The sequence below is a fragment of the Bradyrhizobium sp. NAS96.2 genome (genome assembly GCF_001908235.1).
Classification (GTDB): Bacteria; Pseudomonadota; Alphaproteobacteria; order Rhizobiales; family Xanthobacteraceae; genus Bradyrhizobium.
Map to the genome: position 1 here is coordinate 1 of NZ_LGHK01000122.1, position 14,091 is coordinate 14,091.

At 63.8% G+C, this 14,091-nt stretch carries 13 protein-coding genes; 4 read left to right on the plus strand and 9 right to left on the minus strand.

All coding sequences use genetic code 11. From position 1 onward, the window contains the following. Positions 1–390: 390 nt before the first annotated feature. On the plus strand, positions 391–1,494 hold the full coding sequence (locus AC628_RS25130) for a mandelate racemase/muconate lactonizing enzyme family protein (protein ID WP_074129481.1): 1,104 nt from the start codon (positions 391–393) through the stop codon (positions 1,492–1,494). Positions 1,495–1,603: 109 nt separating this feature from the next. Here AC628_RS25130 and AC628_RS25135 read toward each other — a convergent pair whose 3' ends face one another. Next, entirely contained in the window at positions 1,604–1,975 is a 372-nt protein-coding gene (locus AC628_RS25135; RefSeq protein WP_074129506.1) for a hypothetical protein, read from the minus strand. Between the two features lie 196 nt (positions 1,976–2,171). Between AC628_RS25135 and AC628_RS25140 the strand changes: the two genes are divergently transcribed. Then, positions 2,172–2,396: a hypothetical protein gene (locus AC628_RS25140; RefSeq protein ID WP_050629985.1), complete on the plus strand. Its 225-nt coding sequence runs from the start codon at positions 2,172–2,174 to the stop codon at positions 2,394–2,396. A gap of 288 nt (positions 2,397–2,684) precedes the next feature. Here AC628_RS25140 and AC628_RS25145 read toward each other — a convergent pair whose 3' ends face one another. Both AC628_RS25145 and AC628_RS25155 read right to left on the minus strand, forming a co-directional pair. Then, the gene (locus AC628_RS25145; RefSeq protein WP_074129482.1) at positions 2,685–3,119 is read right to left on the minus strand and encodes a cupin domain-containing protein; all 435 of its coding nucleotides are present in this window, start codon (positions 3,117–3,119) and stop codon (positions 2,685–2,687) included. A gap of 322 nt (positions 3,120–3,441) precedes the next feature. Further along, a complete protein-coding gene (locus AC628_RS25155; RefSeq protein ID WP_074129484.1) occupies positions 3,442–4,098 on the minus strand; it encodes a glutathione S-transferase in 657 nt (218 codons plus the stop codon). A gap of 175 nt (positions 4,099–4,273) precedes the next feature. Between AC628_RS25155 and AC628_RS25160 the strand changes: the two genes are divergently transcribed. After that, positions 4,274–5,497, plus strand: a complete 1,224-nt coding sequence (locus tag AC628_RS25160) for a polyhydroxyalkanoate depolymerase (protein WP_143201786.1) — start codon at positions 4,274–4,276, stop codon at positions 5,495–5,497. A 197-nt stretch (positions 5,498–5,694) separates the two neighbouring features. After that, positions 5,695–6,489, plus strand: a complete 795-nt coding sequence (locus AC628_RS25165) for a substrate-binding domain-containing protein (RefSeq protein WP_074129485.1) — start codon at positions 5,695–5,697, stop codon at positions 6,487–6,489. A 156-nt stretch (positions 6,490–6,645) separates the two neighbouring features. Here the strand turns inward: AC628_RS25165 and AC628_RS25170 are convergent, their stop codons facing one another. The 6 genes from AC628_RS25170 to AC628_RS25195 form a co-directional block, all read right to left on the minus strand. Further along, the gene (locus AC628_RS25170; protein ID WP_074129486.1) at positions 6,646–8,382 is read right to left on the minus strand and encodes a bifunctional protein-serine/threonine kinase/phosphatase; all 1,737 of its coding nucleotides are present in this window, start codon (positions 8,380–8,382) and stop codon (positions 6,646–6,648) included. 60 nt (positions 8,383–8,442) lie between these two features. Continuing rightward, on the minus strand, positions 8,443–9,261 hold the full coding sequence (locus AC628_RS25175) for a formate/nitrite transporter family protein (RefSeq protein WP_050403146.1): 819 nt from the start codon (positions 9,259–9,261) through the stop codon (positions 8,443–8,445). Between the two features lie 505 nt (positions 9,262–9,766). Beyond that, positions 9,767–10,513 carry a transporter substrate-binding domain-containing protein gene (locus AC628_RS25180; RefSeq protein ID WP_074129487.1) on the minus strand — a complete coding sequence of 249 codons (747 nt, stop codon included), beginning with the start codon at positions 10,511–10,513 and terminating at the stop codon, positions 9,767–9,769. 155 nt (positions 10,514–10,668) lie between these two features. Then, positions 10,669–11,094 carry a DUF4399 domain-containing protein gene (locus AC628_RS25185; protein ID WP_074129488.1) on the minus strand — a complete coding sequence of 142 codons (426 nt, stop codon included), beginning with the start codon at positions 11,092–11,094 and terminating at the stop codon, positions 10,669–10,671. Between the two features lie 37 nt (positions 11,095–11,131). Continuing rightward, the gene (locus AC628_RS25190; protein ID WP_074129489.1) at positions 11,132–12,655 is read right to left on the minus strand and encodes an SUMF1/EgtB/PvdO family nonheme iron enzyme; all 1,524 of its coding nucleotides are present in this window, start codon (positions 12,653–12,655) and stop codon (positions 11,132–11,134) included. Positions 12,656–12,849: 194 nt separating this feature from the next. Next, a complete protein-coding gene (locus AC628_RS25195) occupies positions 12,850–14,052 on the minus strand; it encodes an MFS transporter (protein ID WP_074129490.1) in 1,203 nt (400 codons plus the stop codon). Positions 14,053–14,091: the final 39 nt, after the last annotated feature.

Consider the following 14,091-nt stretch of genomic DNA (forward strand, 5'->3'; position numbering starts at 1 on the left):
GTTCGGCCCCGTCATGAGCGGCGAGAAGAGCAGCTAGAGCATGATCCGGAAAAGTGCGAAGCGGTTTTCCGGAAAGATCATGCTCAAACAATGAGCTAAAGCGCGATGATGATTCACCCCAATCTCATCGCGCTTTAGGGATTTCCTCCACAACTTTGGGCTTCATGATGCCCGGCCCTGCGCCGGGCATCCACGCCTTCGACACGATTCACGCGCAAGATTCTTGTCACGCGCAAGATTCTTGCAAGCAAGACTCCTCACAAGCAGACTTGCAACAGCCGGAACCCACGCGAACCTAAGCGAAGCCGCGCGCAAGCTCGCCGTAGTTGGGCTAGAGTGTCCGGCAATCACGCGCTCGCGGCCCCTCCTGCGATCGGAAGGACAACAACAATGAAAATCACCGACGTCCGCGCCCATCACATCCGCATTCCCTATGACGCTGGCCCTGCGAGCTTCCGCCAGGGCGCATCCGCGATCTCGGCGCTCGACATGGTGCTGGTCGAGGTGTCAACCGATGCCGGCCTGACCGGCTGGGGCGATGCCTTCGCCTATGTCTGCCCGAAGACGAGCTGCGCGGCGGTGGCCGAGATGATCGCGCCGCAGGCCCGCGGCCTCGAAGTACCCGACGCCGCCCAGATTCCCGCCGCGATGGAGCAGATCCAGCGCAATTTGCATCTGTTCGGCCGCTACGGCATCACGATGTTTGCGATCTCGGCGCTCGACATCGCGCTGTGGGATCTCGCCGGCAAGGTGAAGGGCGTGCCGCTGCATCAACTGATCGGCGGCGCGAAACGCAACACGATCCCGGCCTATGCGAGCCTGATGCGGATCGGCAATCCCAGCCACATCGCCGCCGAATGCAAGAAGGCGATCAAGCTTGGCTATTCCGCGATCAAGCTGCACGAGACCACCGTGCCCGCGATATCAGCCGCGCGCGAGGCAATCGGCCCCACCGTGCCGCTGATGGTCGACATGAACTGCCCGCTGGACGGGCCGGCGGCGATTCAATTCGCCCGCGACTGCAAGCAGGCCGCACCGATGTTCCTGGAGGAGCCGGTCTGGCCGCCGGAGGATTTTGCGACGCTTGCGGAAGTACGCAGGGAAGGCCGGCTCGATATCGCCGCCGGCGAGAACGCCTGCACCGTGCATCAATTCCGCCAGATGATGACCGCCGGCGCGGTCAGTCATGCGCAGCCGTCGGTGATCAAGGTCGGCGGCGTCACCGAATTCCTGCGCGTCGCCGTGCTCGCCGACGAGTTCGGCGTCCAGGTGATTCCGCACTCGCCCTATTTCGGGCCGGGCTTCCTCGCCACCCTGCATCTGATGGCGATCCGCGACGCCGGGCTGATCGAGGTGTTCTTCATGAAGCGCCCCGCCTGCCTGTGGGGCGACCGCATCGACGTCGACGCCAACGGCCACGTCGCCGTGCCGCAGGGCCCCGGGCTCGGCTACGAGCCGGATCGCGACGTGATGGAGAAGTATCGAGTGGCTTGAAGAGCCCGACTCTCTCCACCGTCATTGCGAGGAGCGAAGCGACGAAGCAATCCATCGATCCGCATATGCGGCGCAATGGATTGCTTCGCTGCGCTCGCAATGACGATCCCTACTTCGTCCCGTCCTTCGCGGCAGGCGCCGCATCCTTCGCCGGCGGCGCGTCGGCTTTCTTCTTCGTGTCTTCGGTCAGCTTGAGCTGCGCTGCCTGCAAATCGGCGACGAGCTTCTGCAAACCGGCGAGCGAACTCTTCAAACTGTCGATCTGCCGGTTGGCGGCGTCGAGCTTCTGCTGATGATCAGTCGTGAGCTTGGTGATCGTCTTCTGCAGGAAATCGACGTTGCTCTGCAGACAGCTGGTGCGCCGCTCCATCGTCTTCTCGACGGTGCAGATCTCGATGCCGGGAACGTCCTGCGCATGCGCGGTTCCGACGAGGCCGAGCGCAAGCGGCATGAGCAGGACAAGAGCGAAACGAGCGATCATCGGCATCCCCAATCACATGCGTCATTCACAGTTTTGTGCGCGCGACGCTGAAAGCTCGGCAGACATACCACACTGAAACCGTATTCGAGCGGTGTGCTGCACCCATTACGGGGACTACTCGTGGGGACGGGGGCCTTCGGAACTTTGTTTGGTTCGACCCCTTTTGGCTCGACCTTGGGCAGTGGAGACAGATCGCATGGCAACGCGCGAAAAACGGCTGGCGCAATTCGACGGCAATGGCGAACCCTCGCCGGAACAACGCGTGGAAGTGCTTTGTGAGGATCACAGCGGAACGTATCAGCTGCCGTTCGCCTGCCGCTTCGTCGACGGCCAGTGGCGCAATGACACGACAGGTGGCGCACTGGAAGCCAACGTCATCGCCTGGCGCAAGCCGCGCGAGAAGCAACCGGGCATGGCCTGAGCCGATCAGGCGCCGTCCTTATGCATGGTCCTTCCGGGACCATGCATGTTGTTTCAAAACGCGACGCGCGTGCATCGCGCTTTAAGATTTGGAACGCGGATGGAACGAACCGCGTCCGAATCACTGATTGAGCAGCGTACTCCGATGTTCACGGCTAGATGTGGTCAGCAGCCCGAGCCGGCGCACCACATACAGAAGCATGACGATCGGCCGCAGCCAGCGGCCGACAACAAAAGTTAATTCCTCCGCAGACGACATTTGCGATCCCTCTCTGATCCTGCTTGGCGATCATTTCCACGGCGTGATCGGCGGCACGGTCTCGGTCGCCGGCGGCACATCCACGGTCTTGAAATCGGCGGGGCTGACGATCTCGAGGTATTCCATGTCCTTCGAGTAATCGAACAGGTAGTGCGTGATGCCGGGCCGCTGGTGGACGACGTCGCCGGCCTCGACCAGCGTCTCCTTGTCTTCGTACATGAAGCGCGCCCAGCCCTTGGTCATGATGACGATCTGGAAGTCGCACAGATGCTTGTGCCAGCCGGTGCCCTGCTCCGGCGGCAGGTCGGGATTGGCCTTGACCAGATGGCAGATCACCTGCCCGCCGGTGGCATCGGCAATGCCAAGATCGCGATACAGGAAGAAGTCGCGCAGACCTCCGCCCTTGAACTCGGTGTCACCGGGTTTGACGTGGGAGAATTTGCTGACGACGGCGTGCTGGTTCATTTCAAGCCTCCACGGTTCTCGTGTTTGCGAGATCGCGGCGGGGCTCAGCGTCCAAATTTTCGGCAGCGTCGCATCGTCGCGGTCACAGCTCGCATATTGCTATGCGAAATCCTTGCCAGCTCGGCCACGCTGCGGCGATCGGCCTCGCCATGCTCGGCCATTACAGCGGAAGCATTTGGCGCGAGGCGCATATTTGCGTTCGGCGCGCGCTGCGCTCGATCGCCGCGCGGCGCCCGATGCCCGACGCCGACGGCGCGTCGATTGAGCAAGTCTTGCCTGGAACTTGAGCCGCCGGCGCAGGCAAGCCGGGTGCGCGGCTTGCCTAATATTCGACCTCGAGCTCCTCGACGTCGGCAGGCTCCGCCTTGGCGGCCTCGATCCACTCCTGCATTTCGGGCATCGCCATGATGGTCCTGGCATAGCCTGCGAGAACCGGATCGAGCTTCACGTCATAGGTCATGAAGCGGGTCACGACGGGCGCGTACATCGCGTCCGCCATGGTGCGGCGCTCGCCGAACAGGAAGGGACCGCCTGATTTGCCGAGGCAATCGGCCCAGATGGTGCAGACCCGGTCGATATCGGCCTGCGCGCGCGACCAGATCTTGAAGCCGGGAAAGTGCCCCTTGAGATTGACCGGCAGCGACGACCGCAGCGTGGTGAAGCCGGAATGGATTTCGCCCGAGATCGAGCGGCAATGCGCCCGCTGGATCCGGTCGTCCGGCAACAGCCCGGCATCCGGCATGATCTCGTTGAGATATTCGCCGATCGCCAGCGTATCCCAGACGGTCGCGCCCTCATGGCGCAGGCAGGGCACCAGGATCGACGACGACAGCAGCAGCAGCTCGGCCCGCGCCGAAGGGTCATCGGGCGCGGTAACCACCTCCTCGAACTCCAGCCCGGCGAATTTCGCCAGCAGCCAGCCGCGCAGCGACCAGGACGAATAGTTCTTGCTGCTGATGGTGAGTGTCGCCTTCGCCATATCGGTCCCTCACGCCTGAACGCGTCCTAAGCTCCCGGACCCTGCGCACGGGTCCAACCGCCGCGCCCCCGGGAGCCGGTCATTTTCGCAGCAAGCGACGTGCCAATTTGCCGGGCAGCCGGCCCGCCTCTGGCCTCGATATTGCTTGGCAGACCGGGCCACCGGGTGGATGCGTATGATGTCAATGCTGTACCAGGCCTATCAGAACCAAATGGACCTCACGGCGCCGTGGCGGACCGGCGCCGCGGCGGCGTTGCGCTATCTCAATCTGGTGCCGCGCGGCACCTCCGACCGGACGTTCGGCCGGCTCGCCGCCGCGCTCGAGCTGATCTCGCGCTCCACCCTGACCTACGCCCGCCCCGACTACGCCATCGGCAGCGTGACCGTCGGCAACAGGGAATTGCAGGTGACCGAGGAGGTCGCCTACGCGACGCCGTTCGGCTCGCTGCTGCATTTCAGGAAGGTGGACGGTCCGGAGCAGCCGCGGCTGCTGCTGGTGGCGCCGATGTCCGGCCATTTCGCCACGCTGCTGCGCGGCACCGTGAAGACGCTGCTGCAGGACCACGACGTCTACATCACCGATTGGCACAATCCGCGCGACATCCCGCGCATCGAGGGCCGCTTCGGGCTCGAGGACTACACCGACCATCTGATCGACTTCTTAGGCCAGCTCGGCCCGCGCGCGCATATGGTGGCGATCTGCCAGCCCTCGGTGTCGGCGCTGGCGGCCGCCGCAATCATGTCCGAGGACAATCACCCGGCGCGGCCGGCGTCGCTGACCCTGATGGCCGGGCCGATCGACACGCGGATCCAGCCGACCAAGGTGAACGAATTCGCCAAGAGCAAGCCGATCAAGTGGTTCGAGGACAATCTGATCAACTACGTGCCGATGCAGTGCAAGGGCGCGTTGCGTCAGGTCTATCCCGGCTTCGTGCAGCTCACCGCGTTCGTCTCGATGAACCTGGAGCGCCACATCAAGCAGCATATCGACCTCGCCGACCATCTCGCCAAGGGCGAGACCGACAAGGCCGAGGTGATCAAGACTTTCTACGACGAGTATTTCGCCGTGATGGATCTGCCGGCGGAATTCTATATCGAGACCGTGCGCGACGTATTCCAGGAGCATCTGTTGCCGCAGGGCCTGCTGATGCATCGCGGGCGCCCGGTGAACCCGGCGGCGATCCGGCGCATGGGCCTGATGACGGTGGAAGGCGAGAAGGACGACATCTGCTCGATCGGCCAGACGCTCGCCGCCCAGGACCTCTGCACCGGCGTGCGCACCTATCGCAAGGTGCACCACATGCAGGCCGGAGTCGGCCATTACGGCGTGTTTTCGGGCAAGCGCTGGAACAACGAGATCTACCCGCTGCTGCGTGATTTCGTGCATGTGAATGCGTGAGGGCGCGACGACGCTCCCTCCCCGTCATTGCGAGCGAAGCGAAGCAATCCATCGCCCCGCATACGCGGAGCCATGGATTGCTTCGTCGCTTCGCTCCTCGCAATGACGAGTGGCGACTAGTCACACCTCTTCCCGAGCTATAGTCTCCCCGACCACGACGACCCCCGCTTTCCAAGAATCGTCCAGGGAGAAACTCCATGCGCGCCGCGACCGCCTTCCGTGCCCTTACGCTCGCCGTCATCGGCGCCCTCGCCTTCACGTCAGTCGCATCCGCCGCAGAGGTCCATGTCATGATCTCGGGCGGGCTGACCGCGGCCTACAAGGCGCTGGTGCCGGAGTTCGAGCGCAAGACCGGGCACAAGGTGGTGACCGCCTTTGGGCCGTCGATGGGCACGACCACCAACGCCATTCCGGTGCGGCTCGCGCGAGGTGAACCCGCCGACGTGCTGATCATGGTCGGCTATGCGCTCGGCGACCTGATCAAGCAGGGCAAGGTCGTGCCCGACAGCCGCGTCGACCTCGTGAAATCGCCGATCGGCATCGCGGTCAAATCAGGCGCACAGAGGCCGGACATCAGCTCGGCCGACACCGTCAAGCAGGCGTTGCTGGCGGCGAAATCGGTCGCCTATTCCGACAGCGCCAGCGGCGTCTATGTCTCGACCGAGATGTTCGGCAAGCTCGGCATCGCCGACCAGATGAAGGACAAGGCGCGGATGATCCCGGCGACCCCGGTCGGCGAGATCGTCGCCAAGGGCGAGGCCGAGATCGGCCTGCAGCAGATCTCGGAGCTGAAGCCGGTCGCCGGCATCGACATCGTCGGCCCCCTGCCGGAGCCGTTGCAGAAGATCACGGTGTTCTCTGCCGGCATCGCGTCGGCTTCAAAAGAGCCCAACGCCGGCAAAGCGCTGATCAGCTTCCTCGCCTCATCAGATGCGCGCGAGGCGCTGGTCAAGAGCGGCCTCGATCCGATTGCGGCTGGCGCGACGCATTAGGTTGGTCCTGGCTGCGCACGTTGGCCTATCCCCCGTCATCTTGAGGTGCGAGCAGAGCGAGCCTCGAAGGATGCACGGCCCGGCTGGTGGCCGTCGACCCTTCGAGACGCGCGCGAGTGCGCGCTCCTCAGGGTGACGGGGATAGGTCAATGGATACTACCGCCAGTGATGCGCGCCGTACGCCAGCAGCAGCACCACGGCGAGCGCGAGCAGTAGCGTGGTCGACTTCCAGAACAGCACCGGGTTGCGCTCGATCAGCGGGGTCGATGACGTCGTCAGGTACTTTGCGTTGGGATTGCGCAAGTCGAACAGAAACTCGGAAAAGCTGTCATAGCGCTTGAGCGGATTGACCTGCACGGCGCGCTCCAGCGTGCCGTCGACCCAGCTCGGAATCGCGCGCCCGCCATGCGCGGCCGGACGATAGACCAGCCGGTTGAAATCGGCGCGGGTGCGGGCCCGCGCGATCTGCGCACCGTAGGGCAAGCGGCCCGTCAGCATCTGATAGGTGACAACGCCGAGCGAGAACAGGTCGGAGCGCGCGGCGCCGCCCTCGCCGAGGAAATACTCGGGCGCGGTGTATTGCTGGGTGCCCAGAATGTCGTCGACGCCCGCCGGCGCCGCCTCGGCAACGCCCGAGATCCGCGTCGAGCCGAAATCGATGATCTTCACCGTTCCGGTAGCGTCGATCATGATGTTGTCGGGCCTGACGTCCTGGTGCAGCATCTCCTTGCGATGAAAGGCGCGCAGTCCTTTTGCAATTTGCTCGGTGATGTCGCGCACCGTCTCGAGCGACGGCGCAGGATTGTCGATCATCCACTGTGTCAGGGTCTGGCCGTCGATATACTCCATCGCGACATAGAGGAAGTTGCGCTTGCGTTGCGGCAGCCACGGCTTCAGCACATGCGGGCTGTCGATCCGCTTGGCGACCCACTCCTCCATCATGAAACGCTTCAGATAGGCGCCATCGTCGCGCAGGTCGATCGAGGGGATCTTGATCGTGACGGTAGTGCCGGTCTCCTCATCGACCGCAAGATAGATGTGGCTGCGGTGCGATGCATGCAGCTCGCGCACGATGCGATAGCCGTCGAACAGCATCCGTGCATCGAGCAAAGGCGGCAATGGCAGCTCGGCGGGCCGGCCGAACACCTCGCTGGCATCGCCGTCAGGCAATTCGTCGATCCGGACGATCTGCGCGGTGAGATTGTCCGGGCTGCCGTTTTCAAAGGCCTGCTCGACGATCGATTTCGCTGTCGCGTCGAGGTCGGCAGCACCGTCCCTGATCGTCTTCGCCAGCTGCCGCGCCGGGACATGCTCGTAGATACCGTCGGTCACCAGCAGGAAGGTGTCGCCGCGCTCCAGCCGGAGATTCTGGTAGTCGATCTCGAGCTGCGGGTTCACGCCGAGCGCGCGGCCGAGATAGCTCTGCTGCGAGGACAGCACGACGCGGTGGTCGTTGGTCAGTTGCTCGAGGCTGTTGCCCGCGACGCGGTAGATCCTGCTGTCGCCGACATGAAACAGATGCCCGGTGGTCGACCGGATCACCATGGCGCTCAGCGTGCAGACGTAGCCCTTGTCCTTGTCGTAGGGGTTCTGGCTGCGCCGTGTCTGCGCGTGCAGCCAGGAATTGGTGGCCTCGAGCACGCGTTGCGCCGAGGTCTTCACCGACCAGGATTCCGAGGTGCAGTAATAGTCGGTCAGGAAGCTCTTGACCGCGGACTCCGCGGCGATGCGGCCGACGCTGCTTGAGGAGATGCCGTCGGCGAGCACCACGGCGATGCCCTTCAGGCCGAGCAGCGGTTCACCCGGGATCAGCACGCCGTGGAAATCCTGATTGGTGTCCTTGCGGCCCTGATCCGAGAATTGCCCGACCGATATTTTCAGCGCGCGCGGCATCGTCCGTCCCAATGCGAATGGGGCTCTCCGTGACAGGAGAGCCCCATCTGCCGGCCAGGATCAAGCCGCCAGGCGCTGGCGCTTCGGCGCCGTCTTCACATGCGTGGTGTAGAGTGTCAGCCCGGTGAAGGCGAGACCGCCGGCAAGGTTGCCGAGCACGGTCGGGATCTCGTTCCAGATCAGGTAGTCCATGATCGAGAATTTGGCATGGAGCATCAGTCCCGACGGGAACAGGAACATGTTCACCACCGAATGCTCGAACACCATGTAGAAGAACACCAGGATCGGCATCCACATCGCGATGACCTTGCCGGGCACCGTCGTCGAGATCATGGCGCCGACGACACCGGTCGAGACCATCCAGTTGCAGAGCATGCCGCGGATGAACAGCGTGGCCATGCCCGCTGCGCCATGCGCCGCGTAGCCCAGCGTTCGCGCCTCACCGACGTTTCCGATGGTCATGCCGACCTTGTCGGGCTCCTGCGTGAAGCCGAAGGTCGTCACGAACGCCATCATGAACGCCACCGTGAGCGCGCCGGCGAAATTGCCGATGAAGACGAGGCCCCAATTGCGCAGCACGCCGCCGAGCGTGACGCCGGGACGCTTGTCGAGCAGCGCCAGCGGCGACAGCACGAACACGCCGGTCAAGAGATCGAAGCCCAGCAAATAGAGCATTACGAAGCCGACCGGAAACAGCAATGCGCCGACGAGCGGCTGCCCCGTGTTGACGTTGATCGTGACCGCGAACCAGGCTGCCAGTGCGAGGATCGCGCCGGCCATGTAGGCGCGGATCACGGTGTCGCGGGTCGACATGAATATCTTGGATTCACCGGCGTCCACCATCTTGGTGACGAATTCGGACGGTGCGAGATAGGCCATTCGTAAATTCCCCTTGCGCAATTCGGCCGCGCCGGTTGCCTGCCGGAAGCGACGCGGGTTGGTAGAAATGCTCGTCCGTCCGGGGAAGATGGGGATGCAACGATTGCTCGCGGCGCCCGGGCCAGGCGCCTTGATCCCCTCACCTCGGCCAGCACTGGCTTCGGCAATCCGGAGGACGGCAGTCGTCATTGACTGGTGCAAGCAAAAGCAATGCATATGCCAACCGGAGACGGTGGCGGACGGCTTTAAAATCATGTCAATACAATAGGTTAGACAGACGGCACAGGAGTTGCCCGACGCGATGGCGCAGAATTATGCAGCATGCCCAGTTGTCGCCCAGACCGGGCGCGCCCATTCCATCCGCATCATCCCCGCGCAAAGGCTTCGCCTTTGTCGCTGGAGGAGCGCGTAGCGCGTCTCGAAGGATGCACGGCCCGGCTGGTGGCCGTCGATCCTTCGAGGCTCGCAAGAGCTCGCGCCTCAGGATGACGGGTCGATACGCGCGCTACTTCACCTCGGTGCTGACCGGCGAGCCCTTCAGGCCATTATTGTCGTAAGCCTTGCGCAGCGTACCGTTGGCGATCGCATCGGTCATGAACTTGGTGGCGAACGCCGCGGCCAGCGGATGGTCGAGCGGGACCGCGACCGCGGTGACGGTCTGCTTGAAGGTCTCGTCCAGCACGCGGCTGCCCGGAATCTTTTTGGCCATCGCATTGAGCTGATCGCGCGACAATGCGAACGCGTCGATCTCGCCGCCCTTCAGGAGATTGAATATCTCGTCATAGGTCTGATAGCCGGTCACCTTGGCGTGCTTGAGATGCGCGATCGCGCCGCGCATCGTCGTGGTGGCGTTGACGGCAGCGACCTTGACGCTGTCCTGATCCAGCGCGGCGAAATTCGCGATCGTCGAGCCCGGCCTGACGATATAGGTCGCGTCGGCGACCTCGTAGATCGGCCCGAACGTCATCTTGGTCTCGCGCTCAGGATCCCTCGGCAGGAAGGTGATGTCCCAGGTGTTCTTGGCCGCGGCATCGGTGATCTGGCCGGAATTCTGGTGTACGACATAGTCGACGGGAACGCCGAGTTGCGCCGCCATTTCGCGGCCGAGATCGACGGGAACGCCGGCATAGCCGTTCTCGGTCCTGGTCGACCAGAACGCGCCACCCGCCGGGCTGATCGCGATCGCGACCCGGAGCTTTCCGGTCGGCGCGATCTGATCCTTCAAGGCGTCTGCATTGGCGGATGCGGCCATCACAATCACTCCCACAACGAGGCCAGCCAGACGCAGCAGTCGAGACAACATCGGACGTCCTCCACGCCGGCTCTTGCGCCCGGTGGCGCGCAACAAACCGCACGAGGCCGCCTTGCGCAAGCCGTGCTTCGCGCAAGGGAGCCATCCGTATCGGCCTATTTGACGCGGATGGTGATTTTTTCGGAGACGACCGGCGGGTTGAATGGATAGTGCTTGGCGTCACCCAGCACCAGCTGCAAGCTATGCTTGCCGGGCGCCAGATCGAGCTGCGTCTCCGTCTGGCCCGCTCCGAAGTGCAGATGAGACTTGTCCGACGGAATCGGCTCGTTCGGATTCAACGGCTCGTCGACGTCGACCAGAAGATGGTGGTGGCCGCTGTTCGGAAAGTCGTCGCCGGCATGCGTGACGCCCATGTTGCGCAGCCCGAAGCGGCACACGAACGATCCCTTGAGCGTCGCGCCGTTGTGCGGCCAGATGAAATACAGCTTGGTGTCTTTCCCTGCCGGCTTGTTTTGCGCGCTGGCCGGACCAGCGAGCAACGCCAGTGCCGCAGCGATTATGATCAAGGATGCACTTCTCATAGCCCCTCCATGAAACCCGGCGATTGCAGATGATCGCTTAAGGAGACAGCGCAACCCGGAAGCCGTGGGTCGGGTAGCGAACATTGGTGTCGTAATTGTCGCGGCTGGCCGGACGGACATAGCGCGCGTCATTCTTCCAGGAGCCGGAGCGAATGACATGGGAGCCGCAGTCGCCTCCGGTCCAGACTGCGCCGTCGTCCGGCGCACCCTGATAATTCCTGTGCCAGCAATCCTCGACCCACTGATCGACGCCGCCACCCATATCGTAGAGACCAAACGGATTTGGCTTGAAGCTGCCGACCTTCACCGGTTGTTCGGCTGTACTGTCGCCGCCGCAGTCCTTACAGCCGGCATGGCCCGGCTGCATCTGATCGCCCCACCAGTATTTCGATTGCGATCCGCCACGCGCCGCGTACTCCCATTCGGCTTCGCTCGGAAGCCGGTAGGGCTTCTTGCTACGCTCGGCGAGCCAGGTGACATATTGCTTCGCATCGCTCCAGCTCACATTGGTAACCGGAACGTCGTCCTTGCCGCTGGCCGTGAAGCTACACGCCTTGGCCGCTGCGCACGCATTCCACTCCCGCACGGTGACCGGGTATTTGCCCATGGCGAACGGCCTGACCGTCACCCTGCGGATCGGCCGCTCCGACGGGTCGTCATTGCTTCCCATCGAGAAGCTGCCGCCCTTGAGCGAGACCATTTCGGGCTCGGGCAACTCCGCAGCGGGGCTCGCGGAAGGCGCGGGTTGCGGCGACGCCTGCTGTATCGGTGCCGCCGGAACCGGACTTGAACTCTGGCTTGGCGCCGGTACCGGCGGCTGGACGGCAGGCGATGCCGCCGGCGACGGCGGCGCTTGCGCCAATTCAGCCTGTTTGCCGCGCGGTTGCGCGAGCAGGTACCACAGCACGCCACCGGCGATGATCGCGATCGTCAGCCCAAGCAGCGTCAGCAGGATCGACTCGCGGCGCCGGCGTGTCCTTTGGTAGGCGGCGGCGTCCGGCAGCACGCGGTAGACCCGGATCGGATCGGTGATGTTCTTCACCTTCTTGTCGCCGAGCGATTCGTAGCCGCAGACCATCTTGTGCTTGATCTGCTCGTAGATGCCGCCGGAGATGAAGACGTCACCCGGCGCCGCAATCCCCTCCAGGCGCGAGGCCACATTGACGCCGTCGCCATAGATGTCATCGGACTCGATGATGATGTCGCCGAGGTTGACGCCGATCCGGTACTCGATCCAGTGATCCCGCGCGATCGCAGCGTTGCGGCCGATCATGTTCTGCTGAATCACGATGCTGCACCGGACCGCCTCGACCGGACTGTCGAACATCGCGATAAAGCCGTCGCCGGTGGTCTTGATCAGCTTGCCGTGGTGCTCGGCGATGGTGGGCTCGATGAGATCGCGTTCGGTCCGCTTGACGCGGGCATGCGTGCCCTCTTCATCGAGCTGCATCAGCCTGCTGTAGCCGGCGATGTCGCCGACAACGATCGCGGCGAGCCGCCGCGGCACGGCATCGCGGGGAGGCTGTGGCCGGCCTGACTTGAAGTCGCGAATCTCTCCCATGGCGCTCCGGCTGCTCCACACATTCGTGCTCGCGGCGCAACCGGCGCCTTCGTGCCCGACGCACAGCCAAACCTACCACACCTGCGGGTCGGAACAAAGTTCGTGAAGCGTGACCCGGTCACGGATTGCCGCGCCGCCGCCGTCCCGGCGGAAGCGCATCGTCTCGACGGCAAACGGCGCAAAAACGCCCTGCGTCACCCCGCCTGCGTGGCGGGGGTGCGGATCTCGCGCGGCAGGATGATCGCGGCCGCGATTGCCAAAAGGCACAGCGCAGCGAACGCTCGCAGCATCATCGAGAAGCCGCCCTGGTCGTACAGCCAGGCCACCAGGCCGACGGAAGCGCCCGCCGCGGTGAAGCCGACGAAATAGCGCACCGCATAGGCGCGCGAGCGCCATTCCTCGGTCGTGTACTTGCCGACCATGGCATCGTTCACCGTGACCTGGCCGAACGCACCCATCACGATGCCGATCGAGACCACGATCAGCGGCAGGTTGGACAAGCTCGCCGCCAGATAGAGGAACGGCGCCAGCAGGAACGACAGCGGCAGCGCCACCGTCTTCAGCGAATATTTGTCGAGCAGCTTGCCGATCGTGTACTGCGTCATGGCGCCGAACACATAGACCCCGGCCGCGATCACGCCGAGCAGCGCCGGGCTCTTGGTCAGATCGGCGAGCCGTTCGGCGAACAACTTCGGCAGCGCCACGGTCACCGCGTTGAACGTGGTCGAGATCGCGATCACCACGATCAAAAGCGACAGCACCACCCGCCACATGTCTTCCTTGGCGACACGCACCTGTGCTGCGGCCTGTTTGGAGCCCTTGCGGTCCTCATGCACCACCGTCATTGCAAACGCGATGCCGATCAGCACGGTGACGGTGCCTGGCACGATGAAGGCCCAGCGCCAGCCGAGATACTGGCCGATCACGCCGGTGACCAGCGCCGACGAGGCGACCCCGAGATTGCCCCAGACGCCGTTGATCCCCATCTGGGCGCCGAGCTTCTCGGCATAGGACACGATCATCGCGGTGCCGACCGGATGATAGATCGAGGCGAAGATGCCGATCGAAAGCAGCGCGGCTCCGAGTTGCAGCGGCGTCTGCACGAAGCCGACCGAGATCATCGAGGCCCCGATGCCGACGAAGAATATCACCATCATGTGGCGGCGGCTCCAGCGATCGCCGAGCCAGCCGGTGATCAGCGAGCCGGCGCCGAAGGCGATGAAGCCCGGGGTCGCATAGGGCAAGAGTTCCGAGTAGGCCATGCCGAGCGCCGGGCCCATGATGATGACGGCGGCGGCGAAGATCAGCATCGCGTAATGGTCGATGAAATGGCCGGCGTTGACGAAGCTGATCACCCGGCTCGGACTGTTGCTTGGACTGTTCTTTGGACCATTCATGGACACGTCTCTCACGCGATTCTTCAATTGGCTCGAAAT

Bases quoted from the DNA above. Each gene is read 5' to 3' on its own strand.
- AC628_RS25130 (WP_074129481.1), top strand. From the start codon at position 391: ATGAAAATCACCGACGTCCGCGCCCATCACATCCGCATTCCCTATGAC.
- AC628_RS25135 (WP_074129506.1), bottom strand. From the start codon at position 1,975: ATGATCGCTCGTTTCGCTCTTGTCCTGCTCATGCCGCTTGCGCTCGGC.
- AC628_RS25140 (WP_050629985.1), top strand. From the start codon at position 2,172: ATGGCAACGCGCGAAAAACGGCTGGCGCAATTCGACGGCAATGGCGAA.
- AC628_RS25145 (WP_074129482.1), bottom strand. From the start codon at position 3,119: ATGAACCAGCACGCCGTCGTCAGCAAATTCTCCCACGTCAAACCCGGT.
- AC628_RS25155 (WP_074129484.1), bottom strand. From the start codon at position 4,098: ATGGCGAAGGCGACACTCACCATCAGCAGCAAGAACTATTCGTCCTGG.
- AC628_RS25160 (WP_143201786.1), top strand. From the start codon at position 4,274: ATGATGTCAATGCTGTACCAGGCCTATCAGAACCAAATGGACCTCACG.
- AC628_RS25165 (WP_074129485.1), top strand. From the start codon at position 5,695: ATGCGCGCCGCGACCGCCTTCCGTGCCCTTACGCTCGCCGTCATCGGC.
- AC628_RS25170 (WP_074129486.1), bottom strand. From the start codon at position 8,382: ATGCCGCGCGCGCTGAAAATATCGGTCGGGCAATTCTCGGATCAGGGC.
- AC628_RS25175 (WP_050403146.1), bottom strand. From the start codon at position 9,261: ATGGCCTATCTCGCACCGTCCGAATTCGTCACCAAGATGGTGGACGCC.
- AC628_RS25180 (WP_074129487.1), bottom strand. From the start codon at position 10,513: ATGGCCGCATCCGCCAATGCAGACGCCTTGAAGGATCAGATCGCGCCG.
- AC628_RS25185 (WP_074129488.1), bottom strand. From the start codon at position 11,094: ATGAGAAGTGCATCCTTGATCATAATCGCTGCGGCACTGGCGTTGCTC.
- AC628_RS25190 (WP_074129489.1), bottom strand. From the start codon at position 12,655: ATGGGAGAGATTCGCGACTTCAAGTCAGGCCGGCCACAGCCTCCCCGC.
- AC628_RS25195 (WP_074129490.1), bottom strand. From the start codon at position 14,052: ATGAATGGTCCAAAGAACAGTCCAAGCAACAGTCCGAGCCGGGTGATC.